The organism is Ruegeria sp. C2 (assembly GCF_056537765.1).
The window spans coordinates 51886-78264 of record NZ_JBQFRZ010000008.1 but is presented as its reverse complement, the minus strand read 5'-3'; the positions used below and the strand labels follow the sequence as shown (position 1 = coordinate 78264).

Genomic DNA, 26379 nt, shown 5'->3' with positions numbered 1-26379 from the left:
CCTGTCTGGACCATGGCAATGAAAAGACCTAGGTGTTCGGTCGAGGAGAACGCCGAATGAAAAAGCCGCCGCTGACACTGTATCTGGCCGCCCCGCGCGGGTTCTGCGCCGGTGTGGATCGCGCCATCAAGATCGTGGAAATGGCCCTGCAGAAATGGGGGGCTCCGGTCTATGTGCGGCATGAGATCGTGCACAACAAATTCGTCGTTGACGGTCTGCGCGCCAAGGGTGCGGTGTTTGTCGAGGAGCTGGATGAGTGCCCCGATGACCGCCCGGTGATTTTCTCGGCTCATGGGGTGCCGAAGTCGGTGCCTGCCACTGCTCAGCAGCGCGAAATGATTTATGTCGACGCGACCTGCCCGCTGGTCTCAAAGGTGCATGTCGAGGCGCAGCGCCATGCGGATGCCGGGCTGCAGATGATCATGATCGGCCACAAGGGCCACCCCGAAACCGTCGGCACCATGGGGCAACTGCCCGAGGGTGAGGTGTTGCTGGTCGAAACGGTCGAGGATGTGGCACAGGTGAATGTGCGCGACGCCAACAAGCTGGCCTTTGTCACCCAGACGACACTTTCGGTCGACGACACCAAGGATATCATCGCTGCGCTTGAGGCGCGCTTCCCGGCCATCGTCAGCCCGCATAAGGAAGACATCTGCTATGCCACCACCAACCGGCAGGAAGCGGTGAAGGCGGTTGCGCCGAAATCCGATGCGTTGCTGGTGGTCGGCGCACCGAACTCGTCGAACTCGCGCCGTCTGGTCGAGGTCGCCTCGCGCGCGGGCTGCGAGTATGCGCAGCTGGTACAGCGCGCGACCGAGATCGACTGGCGGGCGCTGGAGGGGATTTCGAGCATTGCCATCACCGCCGGGGCATCCGCCCCCGAGGTGCTGGTCAATGAGGTGATCGATGCGTTCCGCGACCACTACGAGGTCACTGTCGAACTGGTCGAGACCGCCGTCGAGAATGTCGAGTTCAAGGTCCCCCGCGTATTGCGGGAGCCAGCATGAGCGGTATCCCCCGCGCGCCACTGTTTCTTGGTTTGGCCGGGCTGATCCCGTTTGTCTGGGGGGCGCTGACCTATCTGAATGGCGACCTGAACGATTGGGGCCGACAGGCGCTGGGGTCGCGGTTCGTGGGGCCATATGTTCAGCTGTTCTATGGCTCGGTGATCCTGAGCTTCATGTCCGGCGTTCTGTGGGGGTTCGCCACCAAGACCTCGGGCAGCAAGGCCGCGACCTGTTATACGCTCTCGGTCCTGCCCGCGCTTTGGGCTTTCCTCAAGACCGGCGGAGGCCCGGTTAGTGCGGGCACCAACCTGATGTACGGGTTTGCGGGCTTGCTTTTGCTGGACGCACTGTTTTCTTACTGGCGACTGACCCCGGTCTGGTGGATGCGGCTGCGCATCCTGTTGACCGCCATCGTGCTCGCCTGTCTTGCCGTGGGAGTTTACCTATGAGTGATGACCGGACAATCAATGCCTATACCAACCGGGTGTCGGACTATCTGAGCATGCCCCTGCCCACCGAGCAGCTTGAGGCGCGGCAGGCCTTTACCGATGCTGTTGGCGAAGGTGGATATGTGCTGGATCTGGGATCGGGACCCGGATCGGACAGCGCATTTCTGATGCGGCAAGGGCTGAAGGTGCGGGCATTGGATGCCACGCCCGCCTTTGTCGAGCACGCGCGCGGCAACGGCGTGGACGCGCATCTGGGCACGTTCGACGATGTCACCGAAGTGGCGAAATATGACGGTGTTTATGCCAGCTTTTCGCTGCTGCACGCGCCGCGCGCGGATTTCCCACGTCATCTGAGCGCAATCCACCGGGCGCTGAAACCCGGCGGCCAGTTGTTTCTGGGAATGAAACTGGGCTCGGGTGAACATCGCGACGAGTTGGATCGTTACTACACCTATTATACGGAGGCCCAGATCGAGGACGCGCTGACCACCGCCGGATTTGCCATTGACCGTGCCGTGCAGGGTGTGGGCAAGGGGCTGGCCGGATCTTATGACGGGTTCATTCTGGTGTTTGCCCATGCCTGATTTGTTTGCCTATACCGACGGAGCCTGCTCCGGCAATCCCGGCCCCGGCGGCTGGGGCGTGCTGCTGCGCGCAATGGACGGTGAGACCGTTCTGAAAGAGCGCGAGCTGAACGGCGGAGAAGCCGAGACCACCAACAACCGGATGGAACTGCTGGCCGCGATCAGCGCTCTGGAGACGCTGGAGCGCGCCTCGGAGATCACCATTGTCACCGACAGCGCCTATGTGAAGAACGGTGTTACGGGGTGGATTTTCGGATGGAAGCGGAACGGCTGGAAGACCTCGAACAAGAAGCCGGTCAAGAATGTCGACCTGTGGCAGCGGCTGGATGAGGCGCAAGAGCGGCATCGGGTGACCTGGGAATGGGTCAAAGGCCATGCGGGCCATCCCGAGAACGAACGGGCCGACGAATTGGCCCGCGCGGGCATGGCCCCGTTCAAACCCAAGAAGGCGCAGGCGTGAACGGGCTTGCCCTGCTGGACTATGCTTCGGTTCTGGTCTTTGCGCTGACCGGAGCGCTGGTCGCCAGCCGGGCGCAGCTGGATCTGGTCGGGTTTGCCTTCATCGCCTGCCTGACAGCGGTTGGCGGTGGCACCATGCGGGACCTTCTGCTGAATCGGCATCCGGTGTTCTGGGTTGGTCAGCCCGACTACATCCTGATCGCCTGCGGGGCGGCGGTGCTTGTGTTCTTCACCGCGCATCTGGTGGAAAGCCGGTACAACTGGCTGGTCTGGCTCGACAGTTTCGCCCTGTCCATCGCAGTGGCCGCCGGTACCGGTGCGGCTCTGTCGCTGGGTCAGTCCGGTGTCATCGTCGTGCTGATGGGCGTCACCACCGGCTGTCTGGGCGGGTTGATGCGCGACGTGGTCTGCAACGAGGTGCCGCTGGTGCTGAAACAGGGCCAGCTCTATGTCTCCTGCGCTTTTGCCGGGGCCCTGACCGCAGTGTTGGCGACCCGCATTGGGCTGGAGGGCCTGATTGCGCTGGGTCTGTGCGCTTTGGTTTGCTGGGCGTTGCGCGCCGGTTCACTGTTGTTTGGCTGGCAATTGCCGGTTTACAAGGCCCGACCACCCCGGCGATGAAGCAAAGGACACACGCGATGGTTCTCAGATATTTCTACCTATCCGCCGCATTGTCGTTACTTGCAGCCTGCGCGGACCCGTATAACCCGGTCAGCTTCACAACCGAGGGGGAGCAGATCGTCGCCAGCGGCACAATCGATCACACAACGCTCAGCGCATTTGAAGATGTGATCGCGGAAAACCCCGGGATCAAAACGCTGGTGCTGCAGAATATCGAAGGCTCGGTCGATGATGACGCGAACGTGGTCTTCAGCCGTGTCGTGCGCGAGGAAGGGTTCGATACGGTGGTGCCGTCGGACGGGCTGGTCGCCTCGGGCGGGACTGATCTGTTTCTGGCGGGCAATCGACGGGTGCTGGAACCCGGCGCCTGCGTGGGCGTTCACAGCTGGGGCGGCGGCGGGTATGTGGCCGCAGACCTGCCCGAGGATCACCCGGAACATGACCGCTATCTGGACTATTTCCAGGATATCGGCGTCGATCCCGGTTTCTACTGGTTCACGCTGGATGTGGCCTCGGAGGACGAAATGCATTGGATGACCGCTGCCGAGGCAAACCAGTTCGACATGACCTCGCGCGAGGCGCCGCGTCTGGGGTCGACTGCCACTTGCGAGGCGCGTTAACGCCGCAGATAGGTCTGCCAGAGCCAGATCACCAGGAGCGCGCCCAGCACGGCCCCAACAAAACCCGACAGCCACCCCATCACTGTGATGAGCGTGCGCAGGATCAGCCCGCCCACCAGCGCGCCGATGATGCCGATGAACATCGTGGTCGGGATATCGGCCTCGATCCGCATCAGGCGGGTGGCGAGAAAGCCTGCGGCGGCTCCGATGATGATCAGGGCGACGATGGGCATGTCACTTCCTCCAATGGGTGGGCACGATGATCAGCGCGCCGATCGAGGACAGCACCGCGTCCAATCCGGGCGGGCCAAAGCTAATGCCGAACATGATGCGGACGAAATAGAACAAGAAGGCCCCGCCGACACAGATGATGATCGACTGCAGATAGCCGTTATGGGTGAAGCCGGTCTTTTCCGACAGGTAGCCCACAATCCCGGCGATCACGACGGTGCCCATCAGGATCATGAACATCTGGCTTTACTCCGATGACAGGCGGGTGCCGACCGGGATGGGCCAGCCCCGCAGAAACGTTTCCCTATCCTGCGCGCCTTTGCCCGCCCGTTGCAAGCGCAGCAGTTCGACCGCGCCTTCGCCACAGGCCACGCGCAGCTGGTCGTCCAGCACCTCGCCCGGTGTGCCCTGCCCTTCGGCCAGCCGCGAAGCGAGGAGCTTGATCCGGTCACCTTCCATTTCGGTCCACGCGCCCGGGAACGGAGAGAGGCCGTGAATTTTTCTATCAACTTCGACGGCGGGGGCGGACCAGTCGATCCGCGCTTCGGATTTGTCGATCTTGGCGGCGTAGGTGACGCCCTCTTCGGGCTGCGGATCGGGGATCAGGGAAGGAAGCTTTTCCAGTGCTTCAACAATCAGCGCCGCACCCATGTCCGATAGTCGGTCATGCAGCTGCGCGGTGGTTTCCTCGGGGCCGATATCGGTGACCTCGCGCAGCAGAACGGGGCCCGTGTCCAGCCCGGCCTCCATCTGCATGATGCAAATGCCGGTCTGCGCATCACCCGCCATGATCGCGCGATGGATCGGCGCGGCACCGCGCCAGCGCGGCAGCAGGCTGGCGTGGATGTTCAGGCAACCATGGGCCGGAGCGTCCAGAACAGCTTGCGGCAGGATCAGGCCATAGGCGACGACCACAGCAATATCCGCGTTGAGCGCAGCAAAACTGTCCTGTTCTTCGGAGGATTTCAGCGAGATCGGGTGGCGCACCTGCAGACCCAGCGCCTCGGCGCGGGCATGCACCGGGGTTGGGCGGTCTTTCTTACCGCGACCGGCGGGGCGTGGGGGCTGACAATAAACAGCAGCGATCTCGTGCCCGGCCTCGACCAGCGCATCTAGCACCGGGACCGAGAAATCGGGGGTTCCCATGAAGTTGACGCGCATCGCTACCCCTGTTTTTTTGCCTTACGCAACAGCATGTCGCGTTTGACCTTGCTGAGCTGGTCGAAATACATCCGTCCGTTCAGGTGGTCGATCTGGTGCTGCACACTGGTGGCCTCGATGCCAACGAAATCGCGGCGGTCGATCTGGCCCTGCTCGTTGAGAAACTTCACCGTGACCGCTCGCGGGCGTTTCACCTTGGCCGAGACGCCGGGCAGGTTCGGGCTGGCTTCTTCATGCTCGCGCAGCTCGATGGAACTGTGAAGGATTTCCGGGTTGGCCAGACGCACGGCGCGGCCCCGCTCGGTTGAGCCATCCACGACAGCCAACCGCAGCATCACCCCGATCTGGGTCGCGGCGAGGCCGACGCCGGGCATCGCCTCCATGGTGTCGATCATGTCATCCCAGATGGCGCGGATGTCGTCGGTGATCTCAGAGACGTCATCAGCCTTGGTGCGCAGGCGTTTGTCGGGCCATGGCAGGCAGGTGCGCACCGTCATGTGCGGGCCTTTTCGCGTTTCAGCTTCTGCATCTTGCGAGTGATCATCTGGCGCTTGAGCGGTTTGAGATAGTCGATGAACAGCTTGCCGTTCAGGTGATCGATCTCGTGCTGCACACAAGTCGCCCAGAGATCATCGAAGGTTTCCTGCTGCAGATTGCCATCACGGTCCAGCCACGTCACGTCCACGGTCTTGGGGCGCGTGACCTCGGCATATTGATCGGGGATCGACAGACAGCCTTCTTCATAGACGTTGGTCTCGTCCGAGGACGCAATGACCTCGGGGTTGAACATGACCAGCGGGCGCGGGGCCTCGCCTTCTTCCTTGACGCAATCCACCACGATCAGCCGATCCAGCACACCGATCTGCGGTGCCGCGAGGCCGATACCGGGCGCGTCATACATCGTCTCCAGCATGTCATCGGCCAGTTTGCGCAGATCATCGGTGATGTCGGCCACCGGCGCGCAGACCTTTTTCAGGCGGGGATCGGGATGGATCAGGATATTGCGTTTCATGGGGCTGATTTAGGCCATCGCGCCCGCCTCCGCAACGGCCCCCTTGCACCTGATGGATTTGTGGTTAGCTTTCGCCTCGACAGATGGAGATGACATGACTTTCAATGACCTGATCGACCGCCGGGGCACCAACAGCTCGAAATGGGACAAGATGGAGAAGCTATACGGCGTCTCGCCCGAGGATGGGCTGGCCATGTGGACGGCAGATTCCGACTATGCCACGGCCCCTTGCGTGATCGAGGCGGTACGGAAAGCGGCTGATCACGGCGCATTTGGCTATTCGTGGATGCATCCTGAATATCTGAACGCGGTCCAGTGGTGGATGAAGACTCGCCATGGCTGGGAGATCGACACCGATTGGATTCTGACATCGCAAGGACTGGGCAACGCCATTGCGCTGTGTCTGGATGTCTGGAGCAAGCCCGATGATGGCGTAGTGATCTTCACGCCCGTTTACCATGAGTTTGCGCATAAGGTGAACAAATCCGGCCGTCGTGTGGTCGAATGCCCGTTGGTGCGTGAGGGTGAAACTTACGCGCTTGATCTGGACGATGCGCAGTCGCGGCTGGACGGGTCGGAAAAACTGCTGTTGTGGTGCTCGCCGCAGAACCCCTCGGGCCGAATTTGGACACCGGAGGAGCTGCGCGCTGTAGCCGCGTTTGCCGAGCGTAACGGGCTGATCCTGGTCTCGGACGAGATTCACCATGATCTGGTCTATCCGGGCAATACCTTCGTGCCGATGGATGTGGCTGCTCCGGATGCGCGCCCGTGGACCGTGACCCTGACCGCTGCGTCGAAGACGTTCAATATCGCGGGCCAGCGTACGGGCAACATGATCATCCCGGCTGCCAAGCTACGGGCCGAGATGCGGCACCGGATCACCACGCTGGATTACGACCCAAGCGCCTTGGGCGTCGCGATGATCACCGCCGCTTATTCGCCGGAAGGTGCGAAATGGGTCGATGCGCAGGTCGCGCATCTGGATGCGAACCGGAAACTGTTCGATGCCACCATCGCCGAGATACCCGGCCTGTGGTCGATGCCCTTGCAGGCGACCTATCTGGCGTGGGTCGATTTCTCGGGCACCGGGATGAATCACGATGAATTCGTAAAGCGGCTGCGCGAAGACGCGCGGATCGCCACATCCTCAGGTCCCGGTTTCGGCACCGGCGGAGAAACCTTCGAGCGCTTCAATCTGGCCACGCAACGCGCGCGGGTGGAAGAAGCCTGCGCGCGGTTGAAAGCTGCTTTTGGCGATTTGCAATAAACCCCGTCTGAGACCGAACGGAGGCCCATCATGCCCAATCCCCTTTTTACGCTTCCGGACATCCCAGGCATCCCGGTACAGGGGGATCAAGCGACCTATCCGATAGGGCGTATTTTCTGCGTGGGCCGCAATTATGCTGCCCATGCCGCCGAGATGGGGCATGAGGTGGATCGGCAAGCTCCGTTCTATTTCACAAAATCAGCGCCTAACGCGGTTTTGACCGGGGCACATGTGCCTTATCCGGCGGGCACAGAGAATTATCATCATGAAATGGAACTGGCCGTTGCAATCGGAAAGCCGGTCTTCCGGGCCACGGCTGAACAAGCCCACGTGGCGATCTTTGGCTATGGGTGTGCCCTGGACATGACGCGCCGCGACTTGCAGATCCGCGAACGCAACAAACAGCGCCCCTGGGATCTGGGCAAGGATGTGGAAAACGGCGCGGTCTTCGCCCCGCTGACCCGCGCTGATCACTGGAGCCCATCAGACGACAAGCGCATCTATCTCAGCGTCAATGGGCAGGTGACACAGGATGCCACATTGTCAGAGCTGGTCTGGAAGAATGACGAACTGATCTGCCATCTATCGGGTTTCTATCATTTGCGCCCCGGCGATCTGATCCTGACCGGTACACCCGCTGGCGTTGGGCCCGTGGTCGTCGGAGACCGAATCGAAGGCGGCATTGATGGTTTGGCCCCCGTGCACCTGACCCTGACGGCCCCCGAATAAACCGTCCGACCCGATACCTGAGAATCCTGTGGCACCAAAGCTTCCGGACCGCCGAAGGCGCGGCGGGGTGTTCGTGCCACGGGTCAAGAGCTGCGCTTCAGTCGCGGGATTCAAGCAATGCGATCGGCGCATCCGGCGCGCGGTAGAAATCCAGCGGTGCCTTATCGGCGGCCACGGTGTTGCGCTTGAATTCATAGCGCATCTCACCCGCCGCTTCCTCATCCGCGATGATCAAGCATTGGTAGAGGTGGTTGGCCCCGTCATAGATATCGACCAGCCCGCGCAGACGCGGCGTGGTTTCGGCCTCGACCGTGAAGCCATCCTTCCACAATGTCAGAATTTTGAAGGTATTGTCGCCCACTTCCACCCGCAAACGGCTGGATTTCTTCAACGTAGCGATTCGGGCGGCGTCCAATTCGGCGCGAATTTCCTTGGAAACATAGGTACTCATAATAAACTTCCCCCCTTTACTCTCTCTATTCTGGACCAGATTGTGTAAAAATCCAGTGAACTGCGTCACTTGGGGCCGAGGATTTGCGATCTGTTGCGCAGTCGTCCCGCCTCTGCCTGTGCACGCATGCAGGCCAGATGCGCGCATGGTGAAATAGGAACGCGGCACGGGACGGCCTATCTTTGCCTCAATCGCAATGCGGAGGAATGATGATGGGCCTGCTTGTTGACGGCGAATGGCATGACACCTGGTATGACACCAAATCCACCGGCGGGGCGTTCAAACGCTCAGCCGCACAGTTTCGCAACTGGATCACTGCCGATGGCGCGCCCGGCCCCTCGGGGCGCGGCGGGTTCGAGGCGGAAAGCGGGCGTTATCACCTCTATGTCTCACACGCCTGCCCCTGGGCGCATCGCACGCTGATCTTTCGTGAGTTGAAGGGGCTGAGCGATCACATCTCGGTCTCGGTCGTACATCCTGACATGCTGGACAAGGGCTGGACCTTTGAGACGGATACGCATGGTGCAACGGGGGACAAGCTGTTCGGACATGATTTCGCCCATCAGATCTATACCCGCGCCGATCCCAACTATTCAGGCCGCGTGACGGTGCCGATCCTGTGGGACAAGGTGGAGAAGACCATCGTGTCGAACGAAAGCTCGGAAATCATCCGCATGTTCAATGCGGCCTTCAACGGGATCACCGGCAACGCTGATGATTACTGGCCTACAACGATGCGCGACGAGATCGAAGAGGTCAACGCACGCATCTATTCCGACATCAACAATGGTGTCTACAAATGCGGCTTCGCTACCTCGCAAGAGGCATATGACGCCGCTGTCGGCCCGCTGTTCGACACGCTGGACTGGCTTGAGGATCGTCTGGGTCGGAATCGCTACTTGATGGGTGATCGCGTGACCGAGGCCGATTGGCGGCTGTTCACCACGCTGATCCGGTTCGATCCGGTTTATCACCTGCATTTCAAATGCAACAAGCGGCGGATGGTGGATTACCCGAACCTCTGGGCCTATACGCGCGAGCTGTATCAGTGGCCTGGCGTGGCGGAGACGGTGAACATGAACCACATCGTGCGCCACTATCACTACAGCCATGACAGCATCAATCCGCATCGGATCATTCCGGTAAACCCGGTGCTGGATTATTCAGAACCTCATGGGCGGGATCAGCGCCCGGCGGCGTAGTGTTCCACCATGGCCGCCAGATCCTCGGGCGGGGTCGAGCTTTGGACATAGGCGCAGGCATTGGCGCTGTGGGCAAAGATTGATCCGTCCGAGAAGAATGTGGTGTTGGTGACGAAGATCACCCGAGCCTCGGGCCTGCGATAGCTCGCGAAATCGGCGACCGCCAAGGCGCTGCCGGTTTCCAGTACCAGATCCAACACGATGATATCGAAGGCAGTGCCATAGAGCGCGAGTATCGCGGCCTCTTGCGTTTCGACCAAAGTGACCTCGGCCCCCTGCCTTTGCAGATGCCGTTGCCAGACCCGACCAAGGTCGGGGTTACTCTCAACAATCAGTACTTTCATTTGCAACAACCTCGGCACGTGATATGGGTGAGTGGTGCCGACCCCTATGGTCCGTGATCACGCGATTTCCTTAACAAAGTGTTAACAACGCCTGCACAGGGCTGTGATCCGGCGGATTCACTTGTGTGAACGGCAAAAATCCGCTTGAAGCAGCGCAACACGGCAATTCCGGCAGGGGCAGATGGCTGAACAGGATGACAGATTGAACCCTCGGGCCGCACGCGATCATGGCGGCGGGCTGGACGGAGCCATGGCTCGCTATGGTGGCGCGCGAGGCGACTGGATCGACCTGTCAACCGGGATCAACCCGCACCCCTACGCGGTATCCGGACTGCAGCCCTCGGACTGGATGGAACTGCCCGACCATGGTGCGTTCGAGCGGCTGACGGATGCAGCGCGCGCCTTCTGGGGTGTGCCAGACGGGGCGGCGATTTTGCCAGCCCCCGGAGCCTCGGCAGTGATTGCGCGCATTCCTGCGTTCGCCGAAACGGGTCGTGTGCAGATTACCCAGCCAACCTACAACGAACACGCGGCGGCCTTCGCGGCGCAGGGCTGGACAGTGCAGGACAGCGGGCCAGCCGACGCGCGCGTGATCGTCCACCCCAACAACCCCGATGGGCGTATCTGGCAGGACGCTGACGCCAATGCGCCGCTGACCGTTATCGATGAGAGCTTCTGCGATATCGCCCCGGAGGCGTCGCTGATCCAGCTCTCGGATCAGCCCGGAATGGTTGTGCTGAAGAGCTTTGGTAAGTTCTGGGGCCTGGCCGGTCTGCGGCTGGGATTCGCTATTGGCCAGCCGGACCTGATCGCACGGTTGAATGACCTGACCGGCCCGTGGGCGGTGTCAGGCCCTGCCCTGCGGATCGGCGCGCAGGCATTGCGCGATACTATGTGGGCCGAGACCACCCGCGTTCGTCTGGCTGACGAAGCGGCGCGGTTGGACCAGCTTGTCACGGTCAATGGCGCGCGGCTGGTCGGAGGCACCAGCCTGTTTCGCCTCTATGATGTGGATAACGCCGCCGCCTGGCAGGATCGGTTAGCCCGCGCGCATATCTGGAGCCGCATCTTCCCCTACTCCGATACCTACCTGCGCCTCGGGCTGCCGCCTGCGGATGGCTGGGCACGGTTGGAGGCGGCGCTGTGAGCACCGCCTTCGTATTGGTGTGCGCGCTCTGCCTGGACGCCGCATTGGGCGAACCCGATTGGCTGTGGTCGCGCATCCGCCACCCGGCGGTGATGATAGGTAACGTGATCGGCTGGCTGGACAAACGCCTGAACTATGGCGCGCACCGGCGGATCAAGGGCGTTGCCGTTGTTCTGTTGCTGGTGATGGGGGCCTACCTGCTGGGCCGGGGCCTCGCCCTGCTCGGTCCCGTCGTCGAGATAGTGATCTGCGCAATCCTGCTGGCGCAGAAATCTCTGGTTGAGCATGTGCGCGCTGTGGGCGACGGCCTGCGCGCCTCGCTGGCCGAGGGGCGGACGCAGGTTGCAATGATCGTCTCGCGTGACACACGGGATATGACCGAGGCTCAGATCGCCCGCTCTGCCATCGAAAGTGCCGCTGAAAACTTGAGCGACGGGGTGATTGCCCCGGCATTCTGGTTTCTGGTCGCAGGCTTGCCCGGGCTACTGATCTACAAGGCCGTCAACACCGCCGATAGCATGATCGGTTATCGCAGCGAGACATACCGCGCTTTCGGCTGGGCGGCTGCGCGACTGGATGATGTGCTGAACCTGATCCCGGCACGGCTGACATTCCTGATGATCGTGGCGCTGTCCGGTCAATGGGCGCGGTGGGGCGAGATGGTGCAGGATGCACGCCGCCATATCTCGCCCAACGCGGGCTGGCCCGAGGCCGCGATGGCGCGCGCGCTGAACGTCGCGCTGGCCGGGCCGCGCAGCTATGACGGGCAGATGCGCGATCTGGCCTGGGTCAACGGCAATGCCCCGCGTGAGATCGGCGCGGCGGAGGTTTTCCGCGCATGTGACATGCTGTGGCGCGTCTGGGGGCTTGCGCTTGGCGTCGTGTCGGTGTGGGTTGGGCTGAACTTTATCTTTTGAAGGACGCCGCATGCGTTTTCTCTCTGCCCTCGTGGCCACCGCCCTGCTGACCTCTCCCGCCTTCGCGCAATGTGGAGGAGGCTTCAATGGTTTCGTGAAAGGCCTGAAATCCGAAGCGGCGCAGCGCGGATTCGAAACATCCACCGTCAACGCCTTCTTCAAGGGTGTGAAGCAGGATGGCGCGGTGCTGAAAGCCGACCGGGCGCAGGGGGTGTTTCAGAAACCGTTCATCGATTTTTCACGCCGCCTGATCTCGCAAAACCGGATCGACCGGGGCAAGGCGATGTCGCGCAAATACGACGCGGTGTTCGACCGGATCGAGCAGGAATACGGCATCTCACGCGGTGTTCTGCTGGCTTTTTGGGCTTTCGAGACCGATTACGGCGCGTTTCAGGGTGATTTCAACACCCGCAACGCGCTGGTGACGCTGGCCCATGACTGCCGCCGACCCGAGCTGTTCCGCCCGCAGGTTTTCGCGGCGATCGAGCTGTACAGCCAGGGCAATTTCGACCCTGCCCGCACCACCGGCGCATGGGCCGGAGAGATCGGTATGGTGCAGATGCTGCCGCAGGACATTCTGGACAACGGCGTTGACGGCGATGGGGATGGACAGGTCTCGCTGAAAACTTCTGCCCCCGACGCGCTGATGTCCGGGGCAAAGATGCTGTCGCATCTGGGTTGGCAACCGGGTCAACCCTGGCTGCAGGAGGTGACGGTGCCCTCGCAGATAGACTGGTCGCTGTCCGGTCCGGGCAAACCGCGGTCGATCTCTGACTGGCAGGCCATGGGCGTCAAGGCGCGCAACGGATCACTGGCAAACCTGCCTGCCTCCTTGATTCTGCCGCAGGGGCATACGGGGCCTGCCTTTCTCGCCTATCCGAATTTCGACGTCTATTTCGAATGGAACCAGAGCTTCGTTTACGTCCTGACCGCTGCCTATTTCGGCACGCGGCTGGAGGGTGCGCAGATCTATGACGCAGGCAATCCTGCCCCGGGACTGTCAGGCGCGCAGATGAAACAGCTGCAGAGCAAGCTGCAGGCGCGCGGCTATGACGTGGGTAAGATCGACGGCATTCTGGGCGCGGGGACGCGCGCAGCGGTGCAGGCCGAGCAACAGCGTCTGGGACTGCCTGCGGATGCGTGGCCGACGGCGGAGTTGTTGGGGCGGTTGTGACGCGGTGCCTGCATTGAGCCCAAAGTCCCAAATACCGCGGTTGCTTTAAATGACTGCTTTGACGTTGGTGTAGCTCAATACACGCTTTGAAAAATCTTGGACGTATTGACGCTACTCTTGGTGCGATCCTGAGACCACAATTCATAACGAATACCATGCTTTGCAAGTTCCAGAAAAACCCGATGGGGGTTGATGCCTGCTGCTTCGCGATCAAAGGTCAGGACTCGGTCATCGGTCAAATAAAGCTCGAAGCGTTCCCTGGTTTCGGTGTACTCACCATCGCTGTCTTTGCCTGTACAGAGAGTTTCCAGCCTTAATGCCTTTGCAATATCCCCAAGTGCAATGTCCAAAGGTAAATTCTCACAAGGTATGGCTGCGTCCCACTTTAGCCTGCCAGCACCTATTGTGGCTTTCCAGTCTCCCGGTGTGTTTAAAACACGCCATGTTCTTCGTCCCTCGCTCAATGCAAAAGCCCCTCCTACCAAAGCGCAAAGAGCAAAAAGCACTTTGAAAACTCCCCCGATATGATCAGTCGGGTGAATAGAGGATAGGTATAGTACAGGCCATATCAGCCCGACGCAGACCCACAAAATATGTATGCTGGCGACGCGTAGCCTCGATGATCGGATAACGGACTGTTTTATCATAATTGATCGTTAGCACGGAACGGTACCAGAAATATGGCGACAGCTGCGTCAGAGTATGGATCGATCGTTTTCACCGAGTCGCATTCCGGTCAATCAACGCATTATCGGAATCGAGATTTTTCTCGGCATAGTGGGCATTGGAGGAAATGGTTGACGGTGCATTTCCGCTTCATTCCGGCCGCACCGGATAGCGATCTCCTTTCTCGTCGATCAGGATCAGCCTCTCGCCGCTGTGCACATAAAGATCGCACCGCCCGAATCCGTTGCGATAGGCGATGCAGACGCTGCCGTCTTCGGCGATGGAATAGGTTCCAAAGGCGGATTCTCCGCTGGCGTAGGTGTAGGAATAGGCACCCCCGGCCGAGAATCTGGACTGACCGTCGTCGTAGAAGGTCAGTGTCTGACCGGCCAGCGCCTCCAGCTCTTGCGGGCTAAGGGGCACGTCGCCCGGTTTAGTGGACCATTCGGCAGCTGCCAATGGCGTAGCAGTCATGAGGGCGAGGATGAGGTAACGGGTCATGCAGACAGCTTAACCCAAGACGGATAAAACAGCTCATAACGTTGAGGTGAAAAGTCAGGCGACCATCTGTTCAGCCTTCTTCAGATCAACCGAGACCAGTTGGCTGACGCCCTGTTCCTGCATGGTCACACCGAACAGACGATCCATCCGCGCCATGGTCACCGCGTGGTGGGTGATGATCAGGAAGCGGGTGTCGGTCTGGCGGCACATCTCGTCCAGCAGGTCGCAGAAGCGGGTGACGTTGGCGTCATCAAGCGGTGCGTCGACCTCATCAAGCACACAGATCGGCGCGGGATTGGCGAGGAAGACGCCAAAGATCAGCGCGGTTGCCGTCAGCGTCTGTTCCCCGCCCGACAGCAGGCTGAGGGTCGAGAGTTTCTTGCCCGGTGGTTGGCACATGATCTCAAGGCCCGCATCCAGCGGATCGTCGCTTTCGACCATGACCAGATTGGCCTCACCGCCACCAAAGAGGTGCTTGAACAGCATCGCGAAGTTCGAGTTCACCTGTTCAAACGCGGTCAGCAGGCGTTCACGACCCTCGCGGTTGAGGCTGGCGATGCCGCTGCGCAGGGCCTTGATGGCCTCTTCCAGATCTGCCTTTTCGCCGTTCAGCGTGTCGAACTCTTCCTGAACTTCTTTGCTGTCCTCTTCAGCCCGCAGGTTCACCGCGCCCATCGCGTCGCGCTGGCGCTTGTGGCGATTGACCTCGGCCTCTAGCGCGTCGGCAGCAGGCATCTGATCGGGGTTGGTATCGAGCTGATTCAGCAACTGGTTCGGCGTCAATTGCTGATCCTCGGCAATCCGTTCAGCTGCTGCAACCACGCTTTCCTTGGCCGCATCACAGCGCGCCTCGGCCGCTGCGCGGGTTTCGCGGGCTTCCGAGGCGATGCGTTCCGCCTCGCGTTCCGCCAGCACGACCTCGCGCTGCGTTGTTTCGGCCTCGGCCAGCTTGTCGGCAGCCTCGGCCCGGCGGGCCTCGGCGGCTTCGATCAGCTCGTTCAGTTCCTCGCGGGCCTCAGCGATTTCGCCGGGGGCCGCCATGGCGTCCGAGAGCTCATCCTCAGAGCTTTCCTTGCGTTCAGCCAGTTCGGAGATCCGCTTTTCCGCCGTCTCCAACCGGTGCCGCCAACCGCTGAGGTCCTTTGTGACCTCTTGCGAGCGGCGAGTACGGGCCTCGCCTTCACGGCGCAACTCATCATGGGTCGAGCGGTGGGTCAGCATGGTGATCCGCGCGGCCTCGACCGTCTGTTTGATATCTTCGACCTGCGCGCGGGCGCTGTCGAGGTCGCCCAATCCGGTCAACGCGCCCTCTGCCTCACGCAGCTGGGCGCGGGCGGACATGGCGTCTTCCTTGTGACGGTCGACTGCGAGGGTCAGGGTTTCGAGCTTGCCCTGCGCCAGATTGCGGTCGGCCTCGGCCCGACTGAGCATCCGTGCGGTTTCAGCCATGCGCTGATCGGCAGCGCGACGGGCTTCGCGGGCGCGGCGGTCGGCTTCGGTGACGTCGGCCAGTTGCTGCGAGAGTGTTTCATGCGCGGCGCGGGCGCCATCGGCTTGTGCCTCGGTACGGGCGAGTTCCTGCTTCAACGCTTCCAGCTTGTTGAGCTGTTCCAGACGCAGGGCGGCGGCGCTTGGCGCATCCTCGGCCCAGGCGCGGAACCCGTCCCAGCGCCACAGATCACCCGATCGCGAAACCAGTCGTTGCCCCGGTTTCAGCGACGCCTGCAGACGCGCGCCCTGATCCGCATCAACCAACCCGATCTGCGCAATGCGGCGGCTGAGGCGGTCGGGGCCAGAGACATGCAGGGCCAGCGGTTCAGCCCCATCCGGCAAAGGTTGGTCACTGTCATAACCAGCAACCTGCACCCAACCCGACGGCCCGTCGCCTTCGACCAGCGGCGCACGCAGATCATCGGCCAACGCCGCGCCCAGTGCCTTTTCATAGCCCGCTGCCACGCGCAGCAGGTCGAGCACCTGCCCGCCCTCAGCCGTGTCGCGTTCCACCAGCTTGGCAAGCGCGGTGGTTTCGGCGCGGATTGCGCCCAACTCGCCTTCAGCCTCGGAGCGCTTTGCTCGCGCCTCAGCCTCACGCGCCTGCGTGTCGTTGCGCAGCTCATCCGCAGCGGCGAGTGCTTCCTCGGCAGCCTCGGCGGCTTCGCGGGCTTCTTCCTCGCCCTCTTGCGCCGTCTCAAAGGCCTCACTGGCGCGGGCCAGCGCATTGCGCGCCTCGTCCACAGCGGCGCGGGCCCTTTCCTCTTCACCCTCGGACCGAGCCAGGGTCTTGCGGCTGTCTTCTACCAGTCGTTGCGCCGATTGGTGGCGGGCCACCAGACGGGCCATGTCTTCGGTTTCCTGCGACAGGTGATCTTCGCGATCCTGCAGCACCGACGCGGCCTCGCGCGCAACTTCTGCAGCTTCAGCGACCTTCTCGTCATAACCCTCAGCGGCTTTGGCCAGCTCGCGCGCCTCCCATTCCAGCCGTTCGATCATCTCGCCCGCATCGCGGTTCAGGCCGGATTCGCGTTCGATGTCGTTGCCCAATTGCTGGATCCGGTTGGTCAGAGTCTCGATGGTCTGGCGCGCGCGGGTTTCCTGATCCGACAGCTGATCGCGCTGCACCTGCTGGCGCTGCAGGACTGCGGCGGCAATGGCCTCTTCCTCGCGCAGGGGCGGCAGGGTTTCCTCGATCTCGGCCCGTTTGGCAGCGGATTCGCGTGCGGCGGCCTCGGCGCGCGAGGCTTCGGTGATCCGGTCGCGTAGCTTTTCCTCGGCCGCCTGACGGGCCATGTCGGCCTCTTTCCAACGGCGATAGAGCAGCATCCCTTCGGCCTGACGCAACAGCTCGCCGATCTCACGATAACGCGCAGCCTGACGGGCCTGGCGGGCGAGTTGTGCCAACTGCCCGCCCAATTGTTCCAGCACGTCATCCACGCGGGTCAGGTTGGCCTCGGTGCCTTTCAGTTTCAGTTCAGCCTCGTGGCGGCGTTGATAGAGGCCTGAGATGCCCGCAGCCTCTTCCAGAATGCGGCGGCGCGCGCGGGGCTTGGCGTTGATCAACTCGGCAATACGGTTCTGCCCCACCAGTGCGGGCGAATGCGCCCCGGTCGAGGCATCGGCGAACAGCATCTGCACGTCGCGGGCGCGGACATCCTTGCCGTTGGTCTTGTAGGCGCTGCCCACGTCGCGGGTGATACGGCGGACAATCTCAAGTTGGTCGCTGTCGTTGAAACCCGAAGGCGCCAGACGTTCCGAGTTGTCCATGGTCAGAACGACCTCGGCAAAATTGCGCGCGGGCCGGGTTGCGGCACCGGCAAAGATCACATCCTCCATCGCGCCGCCGCGCATGGATTTGGGGCGGTTTTCGCCCATCACCCAGCGCAGCGCTTCCAGAAGGTTGGATTTGCCGCAGCCATTGGGACCGACGACTCCGGTCAGCCCGTCCGCGATGATCAGATCGGTCGGGTCAACGAAGCTTTTGAAGCCGGTCAGTTTGAGTTTGCTAAAGCGCAATGGCTGCTCTTGGTATGATTCCTATGGTTCGGAAGTCTGCGCAAGGGATGGGGGAGGTGTCAACGTGAATGCGCAGGATATGGGACATCTGGTCGAGTTATCCACAATATCTTGGCAAAACTACGCAGGGTTTCGCGCATCTCAGTAAGGTGTGCATTCGAAAACCTGATATCCGTAGTCGCCGGAATAGCCATAATTGACGCATTCATAAGACCGCATCATGAGCGCCCCGAAAACCAGCTTTTCCCCCAGTTCGCGGTCGCAGCCCAGCACCCCCACGGTGACCGCCGCGTCGCCCAGAACGTCCAGGAGCGGGCAGCCTGAAACCTGCGCCATGGCCAGCGCGGCCCGGTCGCGTATCGGCCCCAGACGTGGGGCGTATTGCGGGTTCACGCGGACGGCCTCGGCCAGCTCATTGCGGACGCGGACGTCGAAGACGCTGCCATTCACCGCGACGCGCGTTGCGGGCAGGTCGCGAAAATAAGGCGTGCCGCCCGAGCAGGCGGCAAGGAGCAGGAAAGCGAGCAGGCGGATCATGCCGCTGTTTTAGCGGCAATATGGTTAATGAAACCTTTCCTGCCTCAGGTGCGCAGCACCTCGCCCAGACGGCGGATACCCTCGCGGATCGTGTCCTCATCCGAGTTGGAAAAGCTCAGCCGGATCGTGTTGGCCCCAGTGTCGTCGGGGTAGAAGGCTTGCCCGGGGACAAAGGCCAGTTTGACCGTTTCAAGCGCGCGGGCCAACAGGTCAGCCCCGTCCACATCCTTGGGCAGGGTGACCCAGATGAACATGCCGCCCTCGGGCCGGGTCCAGTCGACGCCATCGGGCATATGCTGGACCAGGGCCTCCAGCATCGCATCGCGGCGGGCAGCGTAGGTGCGGCGCAGCATGGGGACATGCGTGTCGAAACAGTCCCGTGCCACCTGACATACGGCCATCTGGTTGATGGTCGAGGAATGCAGATCAGCGGCCTGTTTCAGCAGCACCAGTTGCGAGATCACCGGTTTCGCGGCAACCACCCAACCAACGCGCAACCCGGGCGACAGGGTTTTCGAGAAACTGCCGCAATAAATCGTCCGGCAGCTTTCAATCGAGCCTTTGCGGGCCTGTTCCAAAGCCAGAATCGGCGGGATCGGGTCGCCGTCATATCGCAGCGCCTGATAGGCGCCGTCTTCGATCATCGCACAACCCAGATCATCGGTAAGATCCAGCAGAGCCTCTCTGCCCCGTAGATCGACCGTCTCACCCGTCGGGTTGGCGAAGTCGGCGGAGAGATAGGCGAATTTGATCGGGCTGCCCTCGGCAGCCTCCCGGTATTCGGCGGCCCTGCGATTACCGTTGACGCTAAGCTGGTCAAAGCGTGGCTCATAGGCGTCGAACGCGTTGAGCGCGCCCAGATAGGTGGGCCAGCCAACCAGAGCCGTATCGCCCGGAGACAGGAACAGTTTGCCGAGATAATCCAGCGCCTGCTGCGAGCCGGAGGTGATCAGGATGTTGTCGATGTCGCAGTCCACACCGATCCCACGCATGTAGCCGACCAGCCAGTCGCGCAGCGGCGCATAACCTTCGCTGACTGAATATTGCAGCGCCTGTGCCTGCTGATCGGGTCCGAGCGCATTCTGGAACGCTTCGGCAAAAGCCTCTGCCGGAAACAGGGCCGGATCAGGAATACCGCCTGCGAAGGAAATGATACCGGGCTCGCCCAGCAGTTTCAGCAACTCGCGGATTTCAGATGCCTTCATCCGGGATGCGCGGGTGGCATAGAGTTGATCCATCGCTACGGGCCTCCTCTGCCCTTGTGGTGAAGATTAGGCAAAACACCTCTTATGTCAATAATGCTGACCTAATGTTTCAATCCCTGTGAGCCGCTTGAACACCCGGCCCAGACATGGTCATGTGAGTTGACCAATTTCCAGTGAAGACCTCATGCCCTTTCACAAAGTTCAGACCGAAAAACTGTCTCTGGCCGTCATGCGCCAGATCGAGCTGCTGATCCTGCGCGGCATTCTGCGCCCCGGCGAACGCCTGCCCTCGGAACGGGAACTGGCCGAACGGATGGGCGTGTCGCGCCCGTCGCTGCGCGAGGCGATATCAAACCTGCAGGAGCAGGGGTTGCTGACTGCCAAGGCCGGATCGGGCATCTATGTGGCTGAGGTTCTGGGATCAGCCTTTTCTCCCGCGCTGATCCGGCTGTTCGGAAATCATGATGAGGCGGTGTTCGACTATCTCTCGTTCCGGCGTGATATGGAGGGGCTCGCGGCCGAGCGGGCCGCCCGGATGGGTTCGGACAGCGACCTGAAAGTGGTGCAGACCATTCTGGACAAGATGGAAGCCGCCCATGCGCGTAACGCTACTGAGGAAGAGGCACATCTGGACGCCCAGTTCCACATGGCGATCATCGAGGCCAGTCATAACGTGGTGATGCTGCACATGATGCGCTCGATGTTTGATCTGCTGCGGCAGGGCGTGTTCTACAACCGTCAGGTCATGTTCCATCAGCGCACCACTCGGGAAGCTATCTTGGATCAGCACCGTGCCATCAACACAGCCCTGCAGGACCGTGACCCCAAGGGGGCCCGACAGGCGGTCGAGGATCATCTGAACTTTGTCAAAAGCTGCATGGCCGATCAGCAGAAGGCCCTGCACAATGAAGAGATCGCGCAGCAGCGACTGAAGCACGAGACCGGCGAGGTCTGATCGCTCACGATCGACACGTCTACAAACAAAAAAAAACCCGAGCGTCTGAGACCCTCGGGTTTTTTCAAATCGTTTGATCCAGGCGATCAGTGCAGCTTTTCACCGACATCCGCGATGGACGCATCGATCAGCTTGTTCGCCTGAGCGGCAGTCATCTGCTTGGCCAGCACGGCGTTGGCTGCCGAAACAGCAACGGTGATGGCCTGATCGCGAACTTCCTTCACGGCAGACGCCTCTGCTGATGCGATCTGATCCTGTGCAGCGGCCAGACGACGTGCAATGGATTTCTCCAGATCAACTTTGGCCTGCTCAGCTGCCAGAACCGCATCCTCTTTGGCTGCGGCCACGATGGCGTCTGCCTGAGTCTGCACTTCGCGCTGCTTGCGCTCGTACGAAGCCAGCAGGCTGCGCGCTTCTTCGTGCAGGGCACGGGCTTCGTCCAGTTCGGCCTGAATGCCTTCGGCGCGATTGTCCAGCGCGCCACCGATCATGCCGGGAACCTTGAAGTAGAACAGGACCGCGATGAAAACGATGAAGCCCAGAAGGACGACAAAGTCGGTGTTGCCAAGCGAGAAGAACGGGCCGCTTGCAGCCAGCGCGGGGCTGGCGGCACCAACGGTCAGGATAAGGGCAAGAGTGTTCCGCATGTCACTTATCCTTTCGTCTGCGCGTCTACGGCACTGTTGATGGCTTTGGCATCTGCCTCGCCGCCCAGTGCGGTGACCAGTTCAGCCGCCGTATCCTTGGCAACCACTTGAATGCTTTCCAGCGCACCGGCACGGATGTCGGCAATTGCCTTTTCCGATTCAGCCGCCTTTGCAGCGATTTCCGCGTCCGCCTTGGCAATTGCGTCATCCAGACCAGACTGGATTTCGGCGCGGGCTTCCGCTGCGATACGCTGTGCCTCAGAACGGGCATCGGCCAGCGCTTTGTTATAGGCCTCTTCGGCCTCGACCGCCTTGGCCTTCAGATCTTCGGCCGCAGCCAGGTCATTTGTAATGGTCCCCTGACGCTCAGCCAGGATTGCCGCGATGCGAGGCAGAGCCACGCGGGACAGGACCAGAAAGATGACGACCAGCGTAATGACCAGCCAGAAAATCTGGTTGGGGAACCAATCGAAGCAGAGCTGCGGCATCCCGATGGCAGAGCCATGCGAGTCGACGCATGAGCCAACTACTTCTTCGCTAATGGGTTCAGTCGCCATGATGTCCTCCGTCGGAACGTTGTCTTTACAACAGGTGGGCCGCTATGGCTTGGACCCACCTGCGCGTAAGGATCAGGTTCCGCAGATTAGACGGCGAACATCAGCAGCAGCGAGACCAGGAATGCAAAGATGCCCAGCGCTTCTGCGAATGCGATACCGATGAACAGGGTTGCGGTCTGCGAAGCAGCCGCTGAAGGGTTGCGCAGGGCGCCGGCCAGGAAGTTGCCTGCAACGTTGCCCACCCCGATTGCGGCTGCGCCGGAACCGATTGCTGCCAGGCCTGCGCCGATGTGTGCGAGATCGCCTTCCATGAGAATTCTCCTTACGATTTGGAAGTTTCGATGTTGGGGGTTCGGACCTTAGTGCGACGGATGCAGCGCATCTTTCAGATACACACAGGTCAGAATGGTGAAGACGTAGGCCTGGATGAAGGACACGAGGACCTCAAGGCCATACATTGCGGTGATCGCCAGAACCGACACGGGCGAGATCACGGCAATCGCGGCAAAGCCTGCGAACACCTTGATAACCGCGTGGCCTGCCATGACGTTACCGGCAAGACGAATGGAGTGGCTGACCGGGCGTACGAAATACGAGATCAGCTCGATGATCGCCAGGACAGGGCGCAGCGCCAGCGGTGCGCTGGAAACCCAGAACAGGCCCAGGAACGCGGCACCGTTCTTCACGAAACCCAGAACGGTCACGGTCAGGAATACGGCCAGCGCCAGCGGGATGGTCACGGCGAAATGCGATGTGGTTGTGAAGGACATTGGCAGCATGCCCAGGAAGTTCGCGCAGACGATGAACATGAACAGGGTCATGACATAAGGGAAGTACTTGACGCCTTCCTTACCGCAGATGTCTTCCAGCATCTTGTAGATGAAACCGTAGGCCAGCTCGGCCACCGACTGCATCCGGGTCGGAACAATCGCGCGCTTGGACGTGCTGAGAACCAGCAGGGCAAAGATCGCCGCAATCGCCAGGAACAGCCACAGGGTCACGTTGGTGGGCGTGTACCAGGCAATCGCACCGTCGCCAAAGAGCGGCTTGACGATGAACTGGTCCATCGGATGGAAAGCCAGGCTGCTGCCTTTTTCTACGGTGGTCTCAGTTGCCACGTTCAGTCCCTCTCGTCCTTCTCAGCCGCGCTTGCGACCGTTTGTTTATCTTGAACCTCTTTCGCGCTGCGGAGCATAACCTTCACGCCCGCGACAAGGCCCAGCAATGTGAACAGCACCAGAAAGATCGGGATTGTCCCGAGCAGGCTGTCCAGCCCGTATCCGATGCCAAATCCGATCCCCAGACCGGATACCATTTCGATGACCATCCTCCAGGCAAGCTCGCCCCCGGATACGTCAGCATCTGCGCGGGGCTTAGGCTGTTTCGCCTTTTTCGCCGCTTCGATCTTGGCCTCAAGCTGCGCCATACGCTGCTTTTGGTCGTCATCGGTCACGGGCGGTTTCCTCGCGCTGTCTTGAGGCTAGGTGCTAAGGCGGTGCGCGCGCAGAGTCAACGGCGTATAGGTCGCACCTTCGCCGCCGCTAAGCATAAGATTTTTATACTAAAAATCTTGCATGCGCAAAGCCCGGTGGAGGCTCGGGACAACCTCAGCACGCGGACCGGGGCGAATTCGCATATTCAACCAAATGGTTGACCAAACTCAAAGGCTATGGTTCAGCGGGACCATGTCCAGTGATCTCGACACCGTATTCGCGGCCCTTGCCGATCCGACCCGCCGCACCATCCTTGCGATGCTGCTGGAGGATGACATGGCCGTCACCGACGTGGCTGAACCGTTCGAGATGTCACTGGCCGCGATTTCGAAACATCTGGTGATCCTGACCAAGGCAGGGCTGATTTCTCAGGAGAAACGCGGGCGGGTCAAATGGTGCAAATTGGAACCCGATGCGCTGCGCGCCGCCTCGGTCTGGATGCAGGGGTTCGGACAATTCGAACCGGTCAATCTGGATGCGTTCGAGCGGTTTCTTGAGGTCGAACTGCCCTCGGAAGAGCCCTAGGCGTCAGCGCACGACAAAGACAGACATACTGGCATGTTTGGCCAGATAGCCGGCATGGCTGGAAAACAGATAATCGGTGATGCGCGGCGCGTGGGTTCCCACGACAATCAGATCGGCATCGATTTCTTCTGCGGTCCGGGTCAGGTCTCCGTCGACTTCCACCGCGACATCGACCGAATGGACATTGCGCGTATGAACCTCGGCCCCGCTTTGTTCGGCGATTTCGCGGGCGCAGGCGTTCAGCTTTTCCTCTATCGTGTCTTTCTTCAGGGCAACGTCGCCGGGCTGCGTTCCGGTCACGCTGACAATGGTGATCCTGGCACCCTGCCATTTGGCCAATTGCGAGGCGACCGCAACCGCCTTTTCGATCTCAGGCGGCATATGAAGGTCAATCGGGATCATGATATGTTTGAACATTACGTCTTCCTCCTCCGCCTAATGCATAGAGAAATTCGAATGTAATGGCTTTGACCTGCCTCAAAAGGGGTCAGATGCGGGCAGAGAGGGCTATTCCTGAATGGGGGCGGTATTGGCCGGGGCGTCCTCGCCCTTCAGCAGCAGCAACAGGGCCACTGCGGTCAGGACCGCACCGACCAGAACCAGCGCGGTCGGCGCAGGGCGGCCCAGCGAGATTTCCCACAGGATCACCCAGCTGGGGATCAGGTAGGTATAGGCCATGACCTTGGCGGCGGGCAGACACAGTGCCGCAAATTGCACGAGAACAAAGCTGGCGGCTGTCGCAAACAGCGAGATGTAGATCAGAGTCAGCCAGACGATCCCCGGCAGTCTCGCCCAATCGGTGGCCCGGATATCGGACCAGCCCCACAGGGTCAGGATCAGGCACCCGGCCAGAAGCGTGCCGAAGGCGAAGACAACCGCGGGTTCACCTCGGTTCAGTCGCCGCACCATCGGTGTATAGATCGCATGCGCGGCGCAGCCCCAGAAATAGATGATTTCTCCGACCCCGATCTCGAAAGCCTGAAAGGCCTGCCAATCGGCCCGGAAGATGACCCAAAGCGCCCCGACCGCGCCGACCGTCAGGGCCAGTGCCATGCGCGGGGTCGTTATCTGGCGCAGCAACACCCATCCGGCCAGTGCCGACATGACCGGGGTCAGCGTAAAGACCGCCGCCGCACTGACCGGGGGTGCGGTTTTCAAGCCATAGAACATCAAAACGAAATAACTGCCAAAGAGTGCGCCCAGCACCAGATAACGCCAGGGTGCCTGTGCCGCGCTACGCGAAATGCCCGTCGTGGCAAGCGCCGCGACGCCGATCACCACCGCCGCAATTGCAAAGCGCGCCGCCGTGATCGCCGAGGGCGCGATCTCGTTGGCTACCATCGAACCCAGCGAGAAGCTGCCCGCCACCAGTGCCGAGAATACCAGCATGGCCAGATGGCCGCGTGCCTGCGGTGTCACGGCAACCAGCCCTTGGATTGATCTTTCAGGAAGGACAGGAAGGATTGTACCTTGGTGGTGCGATGCAGATCCACGTGGGTCACTAGCCACAGCTTGCCCGACCACTCGGGCAGAGGCTCCATCACTTCGACCAAATCGGGGTCGCGCGCGGCCTCCCACCGGGCCATGAAACCGATGCCAGCCCCGGCCAGAACGGCTTCGCGCATGCAGAAGTTGTTGGTGCAGCGGAAGGTGATCGATTGCTCGGGCGCATTGGCGCGCAGCCAGCGGGAAAACGGCGCGCGGCTGTTTTCGTCGTCATTGCCGACGAAGTGGTGGTTGCCGAAATCCTCGACACCGGTGGGTTTGCCATGGCGGGCGATATAGGTCTTGCTGGCAAACAAGCCGATCTCTTGCGGGATAAAGGGCTGCACCACGTTATCTGGCTGATCCGGCGCGGCCCCGGCGCGAATGGCCACATGCGCTTCGCCATATTCAAGACGGAACAACCGGTCGCCGGTCAGGTAGCGCACGATCAAACCCGGATGCGTCCGCTGGAATTCGCTGAGCGTCGGTACGATCAAAGGGGCCAGCGAAGCCAACGACGTTACCACCAGCTCGCCCGAGACATCATCGCCGCGCCCTTTCATGCGGCCAACCAGCTGGTTGAACTGATCCTCGGTCGCCTGCGCCACGCGCAGCAGATCCTCACCCGCTTCGGTCGGGGTATAGCCGCGCGCGTGACGCTGGAACAGTTTCACGCCCAACCGTGCCTCGATTGCGTCGATATGGCGGATCACTGTGGCATGGTGCACACCCAGCACATCCGCTGCCCCGCTGACGGTTCCCATACGCGCCACCTGATAGGCGGTTCTCACTTCATCCCAATTGTCCATTGCATCTGATCCAATGTGCAAATTCTAACAATGCTTGTTGATATATCCGAGTTTTGTTCACAATCGCAATAGTCATATTGAGGCAACAGAAGGTAAATCCGCAACAAAGGACAC

The 26379-nt window shown here is 61.1% G+C and carries 34 protein-coding genes; 14 read left to right on the top strand and 20 right to left on the bottom strand.

Going from position 1 to position 26379, the window contains the following annotated elements:
* The first annotated feature begins 56 nt into the window (after positions 1-56).
* From ispH to ACR0IV_RS18515, 6 genes are read left to right on the top strand one after another with little or no spacing between them, the layout of a single operon-like run.
* A complete protein-coding gene (ispH, locus tag ACR0IV_RS18540) occupies positions 57-1007 on the top strand; it encodes a 4-hydroxy-3-methylbut-2-enyl diphosphate reductase (protein ID WP_480470696.1) in 951 nt (316 codons plus the stop codon).
* Complete coding sequence (locus ACR0IV_RS18535; protein WP_480470697.1) at positions 1004-1456, top strand: DUF3429 domain-containing protein; 453 nt, start codon at positions 1004-1006, stop codon at positions 1454-1456. Before ispH ends, ACR0IV_RS18535 begins: the two co-directional genes overlap by 4 nt.
* The gene (locus ACR0IV_RS18530) at positions 1453-2040 is read left to right on the top strand and encodes a class I SAM-dependent methyltransferase (protein ID WP_480660226.1); all 588 of its coding nucleotides are present in this window, start codon (positions 1453-1455) and stop codon (positions 2038-2040) included. Before ACR0IV_RS18535 ends, ACR0IV_RS18530 begins: the two co-directional genes overlap by 4 nt.
* Positions 2033-2500 (top strand): ribonuclease HI, encoded by a 468-nt coding sequence (gene rnhA / locus ACR0IV_RS18525; protein ID WP_480660227.1) that lies wholly within the window; start codon positions 2033-2035, stop codon positions 2498-2500. Before ACR0IV_RS18530 ends, rnhA begins: the two co-directional genes overlap by 8 nt.
* Positions 2497-3120 carry a trimeric intracellular cation channel family protein gene (locus ACR0IV_RS18520; protein ID WP_480660228.1) on the top strand — a complete coding sequence of 208 codons (624 nt, stop codon included), beginning with the start codon at positions 2497-2499 and terminating at the stop codon, positions 3118-3120. The genes rnhA and ACR0IV_RS18520 overlap by 4 nt, the downstream gene beginning before the upstream one ends.
* Positions 3121-3137: 17 nt before the next feature.
* Positions 3138-3740 (top strand): COG3904 family protein, encoded by a 603-nt coding sequence (locus ACR0IV_RS18515; protein WP_480660229.1) that lies wholly within the window; start codon positions 3138-3140, stop codon positions 3738-3740.
* On the opposite strand, the gene ACR0IV_RS18510 is transcribed toward ACR0IV_RS18515, so the two are convergent.
* From ACR0IV_RS18510 to def (ACR0IV_RS18490), 5 genes are read right to left on the bottom strand one after another with little or no spacing between them, the layout of a single operon-like run.
* Entirely contained in the window at positions 3737-3973 is a 237-nt protein-coding gene (locus ACR0IV_RS18510; protein WP_480470702.1) for a GlsB/YeaQ/YmgE family stress response membrane protein, read from the bottom strand. The two genes, ACR0IV_RS18515 and ACR0IV_RS18510, sit on opposite strands and share 4 nt — an antisense overlap.
* A gap of 1 nt (position 3974) precedes the next feature.
* The gene (locus ACR0IV_RS18505) at positions 3975-4211 is read right to left on the bottom strand and encodes a hypothetical protein (RefSeq protein WP_039541692.1); all 237 of its coding nucleotides are present in this window, start codon (positions 4209-4211) and stop codon (positions 3975-3977) included.
* A 6-nt stretch (positions 4212-4217) separates the two neighbouring features.
* Complete coding sequence (fmt, locus tag ACR0IV_RS18500) at positions 4218-5132, bottom strand: methionyl-tRNA formyltransferase (protein WP_480660230.1); 915 nt, start codon at positions 5130-5132, stop codon at positions 4218-4220.
* 2 nt (positions 5133-5134) lie between these two features.
* Complete coding sequence (gene def / locus ACR0IV_RS18495) at positions 5135-5629, bottom strand: peptide deformylase (protein WP_480660231.1); 495 nt, start codon at positions 5627-5629, stop codon at positions 5135-5137.
* Positions 5626-6144, bottom strand: coding sequence for a peptide deformylase (gene def / locus ACR0IV_RS18490; protein ID WP_480660232.1), 519 nt, complete (start codon positions 6142-6144; stop codon positions 5626-5628). Before def (ACR0IV_RS18490) ends, def (ACR0IV_RS18495) begins: the two co-directional genes overlap by 4 nt.
* Positions 6145-6238: 94 nt before the next feature.
* On the opposite strand from def (ACR0IV_RS18490), the gene ACR0IV_RS18485 reads away from it, so the two are divergent.
* Together ACR0IV_RS18485 and ACR0IV_RS18480 are read left to right on the top strand one after the other, a co-directional pair.
* Positions 6239-7411, top strand: coding sequence for a MalY/PatB family protein (locus tag ACR0IV_RS18485; RefSeq protein WP_480660233.1), 1173 nt, complete (start codon positions 6239-6241; stop codon positions 7409-7411).
* Between the two features lie 30 nt (positions 7412-7441).
* Positions 7442-8140 (top strand): fumarylacetoacetate hydrolase family protein, encoded by a 699-nt coding sequence (locus ACR0IV_RS18480; protein WP_480660234.1) that lies wholly within the window; start codon positions 7442-7444, stop codon positions 8138-8140.
* Positions 8141-8237: 97 nt separating this feature from the next.
* Here ACR0IV_RS18480 and ACR0IV_RS18475 read toward each other — a convergent pair whose 3' ends face one another.
* Positions 8238-8591 (bottom strand): hypothetical protein, encoded by a 354-nt coding sequence (locus ACR0IV_RS18475; protein ID WP_480470707.1) that lies wholly within the window; start codon positions 8589-8591, stop codon positions 8238-8240.
* Positions 8592-8803: 212 nt separating this feature from the next.
* On the opposite strand from ACR0IV_RS18475, the gene ACR0IV_RS18470 reads away from it, so the two are divergent.
* Entirely contained in the window at positions 8804-9793 is a 990-nt protein-coding gene (locus tag ACR0IV_RS18470) for a glutathione S-transferase family protein (RefSeq protein WP_480660235.1), read from the top strand.
* On the opposite strand, the gene ACR0IV_RS18465 is transcribed toward ACR0IV_RS18470, so the two are convergent.
* Positions 9775-10137 carry a response regulator transcription factor gene (locus ACR0IV_RS18465; protein WP_480660236.1) on the bottom strand — a complete coding sequence of 121 codons (363 nt, stop codon included), beginning with the start codon at positions 10135-10137 and terminating at the stop codon, positions 9775-9777. The two genes, ACR0IV_RS18470 and ACR0IV_RS18465, sit on opposite strands and share 19 nt — an antisense overlap.
* Before the next feature lie 181 nt (positions 10138-10318).
* Between ACR0IV_RS18465 and cobD the strand changes: the two genes are divergently transcribed.
* The 3 genes from cobD to ACR0IV_RS18450 are packed head-to-tail and all read left to right on the top strand — an operon-like array spanning position 10319 to position 13375.
* Positions 10319-11284 carry a threonine-phosphate decarboxylase CobD gene (gene cobD, locus ACR0IV_RS18460; RefSeq protein ID WP_480660237.1) on the top strand — a complete coding sequence of 322 codons (966 nt, stop codon included), beginning with the start codon at positions 10319-10321 and terminating at the stop codon, positions 11282-11284.
* The gene (gene cbiB, locus ACR0IV_RS18455) at positions 11281-12201 is read left to right on the top strand and encodes an adenosylcobinamide-phosphate synthase CbiB (protein WP_480660238.1); all 921 of its coding nucleotides are present in this window, start codon (positions 11281-11283) and stop codon (positions 12199-12201) included. Before cobD ends, cbiB begins: the two co-directional genes overlap by 4 nt.
* Before the next feature lie 10 nt (positions 12202-12211).
* On the top strand, positions 12212-13375 hold the full coding sequence (locus ACR0IV_RS18450) for a lytic murein transglycosylase (RefSeq protein WP_480660239.1): 1164 nt from the start codon (positions 12212-12214) through the stop codon (positions 13373-13375).
* 74 nt (positions 13376-13449) lie between these two features.
* Here ACR0IV_RS18450 and ACR0IV_RS18445 read toward each other — a convergent pair whose 3' ends face one another.
* From ACR0IV_RS18445 to ACR0IV_RS18425, 5 genes are all read right to left on the bottom strand, one after another.
* Complete coding sequence (locus ACR0IV_RS18445) at positions 13450-13881, bottom strand: hypothetical protein (RefSeq protein WP_480660240.1); 432 nt, start codon at positions 13879-13881, stop codon at positions 13450-13452.
* A 310-nt stretch (positions 13882-14191) separates the two neighbouring features.
* Positions 14192-14542, bottom strand: coding sequence for a hypothetical protein (locus ACR0IV_RS18440; RefSeq protein WP_480470714.1), 351 nt, complete (start codon positions 14540-14542; stop codon positions 14192-14194).
* A 54-nt stretch (positions 14543-14596) separates the two neighbouring features.
* A complete protein-coding gene (locus ACR0IV_RS18435; RefSeq protein WP_480660241.1) occupies positions 14597-18052 on the bottom strand; it encodes a chromosome segregation SMC family protein in 3456 nt (1151 codons plus the stop codon).
* Positions 18053-18193: 141 nt separating this feature from the next.
* Positions 18194-18589 (bottom strand): hypothetical protein, encoded by a 396-nt coding sequence (locus ACR0IV_RS18430; protein WP_480660242.1) that lies wholly within the window; start codon positions 18587-18589, stop codon positions 18194-18196.
* A 44-nt stretch (positions 18590-18633) separates the two neighbouring features.
* Positions 18634-19827, bottom strand: coding sequence for an aminotransferase-like domain-containing protein (locus tag ACR0IV_RS18425; RefSeq protein WP_480660243.1), 1194 nt, complete (start codon positions 19825-19827; stop codon positions 18634-18636).
* Positions 19828-19978: 151 nt separating this feature from the next.
* Between ACR0IV_RS18425 and ACR0IV_RS18420 the strand changes: the two genes are divergently transcribed.
* On the top strand, positions 19979-20749 hold the full coding sequence (locus ACR0IV_RS18420; RefSeq protein ID WP_480660244.1) for a FadR/GntR family transcriptional regulator: 771 nt from the start codon (positions 19979-19981) through the stop codon (positions 20747-20749).
* Positions 20750-20835: 86 nt separating this feature from the next.
* Here the strand turns inward: ACR0IV_RS18420 and ACR0IV_RS18415 are convergent, their stop codons facing one another.
* From ACR0IV_RS18415 to ACR0IV_RS18395, 5 genes are all read right to left on the bottom strand, one after another.
* A complete protein-coding gene (locus tag ACR0IV_RS18415) occupies positions 20836-21396 on the bottom strand; it encodes a F0F1 ATP synthase subunit B (RefSeq protein ID WP_480660245.1) in 561 nt (186 codons plus the stop codon).
* A 5-nt stretch (positions 21397-21401) separates the two neighbouring features.
* Complete coding sequence (locus ACR0IV_RS18410; protein WP_170694642.1) at positions 21402-21953, bottom strand: F0F1 ATP synthase subunit B'; 552 nt, start codon at positions 21951-21953, stop codon at positions 21402-21404.
* Positions 21954-22039: 86 nt separating this feature from the next.
* Positions 22040-22264, bottom strand: coding sequence for a F0F1 ATP synthase subunit C (locus tag ACR0IV_RS18405; RefSeq protein ID WP_005981269.1), 225 nt, complete (start codon positions 22262-22264; stop codon positions 22040-22042).
* Positions 22265-22312: 48 nt separating this feature from the next.
* Positions 22313-23071, bottom strand: a complete 759-nt coding sequence (locus ACR0IV_RS18400) for a F0F1 ATP synthase subunit A (RefSeq protein ID WP_480660246.1) — start codon at positions 23069-23071, stop codon at positions 22313-22315.
* A gap of 2 nt (positions 23072-23073) precedes the next feature.
* Positions 23074-23406 carry an AtpZ/AtpI family protein gene (locus ACR0IV_RS18395; RefSeq protein ID WP_480660247.1) on the bottom strand — a complete coding sequence of 111 codons (333 nt, stop codon included), beginning with the start codon at positions 23404-23406 and terminating at the stop codon, positions 23074-23076.
* Between the two features lie 232 nt (positions 23407-23638).
* On the opposite strand from ACR0IV_RS18395, the gene ACR0IV_RS18390 reads away from it, so the two are divergent.
* The gene (locus tag ACR0IV_RS18390) at positions 23639-23971 is read left to right on the top strand and encodes an ArsR/SmtB family transcription factor (protein WP_480660248.1); all 333 of its coding nucleotides are present in this window, start codon (positions 23639-23641) and stop codon (positions 23969-23971) included.
* Between the two features lie 3 nt (positions 23972-23974).
* On the opposite strand, the gene ACR0IV_RS18385 is transcribed toward ACR0IV_RS18390, so the two are convergent.
* The 3 genes from ACR0IV_RS18385 to ACR0IV_RS18375 form a co-directional block, all read right to left on the bottom strand.
* On the bottom strand, positions 23975-24388 hold the full coding sequence (locus tag ACR0IV_RS18385) for a universal stress protein (protein ID WP_480660249.1): 414 nt from the start codon (positions 24386-24388) through the stop codon (positions 23975-23977).
* A 90-nt stretch (positions 24389-24478) separates the two neighbouring features.
* Positions 24479-25390 carry a DMT family transporter gene (locus ACR0IV_RS18380; RefSeq protein ID WP_480660251.1) on the bottom strand — a complete coding sequence of 304 codons (912 nt, stop codon included), beginning with the start codon at positions 25388-25390 and terminating at the stop codon, positions 24479-24481.
* Positions 25387-26265 carry a LysR family transcriptional regulator gene (locus ACR0IV_RS18375; protein ID WP_480470726.1) on the bottom strand — a complete coding sequence of 293 codons (879 nt, stop codon included), beginning with the start codon at positions 26263-26265 and terminating at the stop codon, positions 25387-25389. The genes ACR0IV_RS18380 and ACR0IV_RS18375 overlap by 4 nt, the downstream gene beginning before the upstream one ends.
* Positions 26266-26379: the final 114 nt, after the last annotated feature.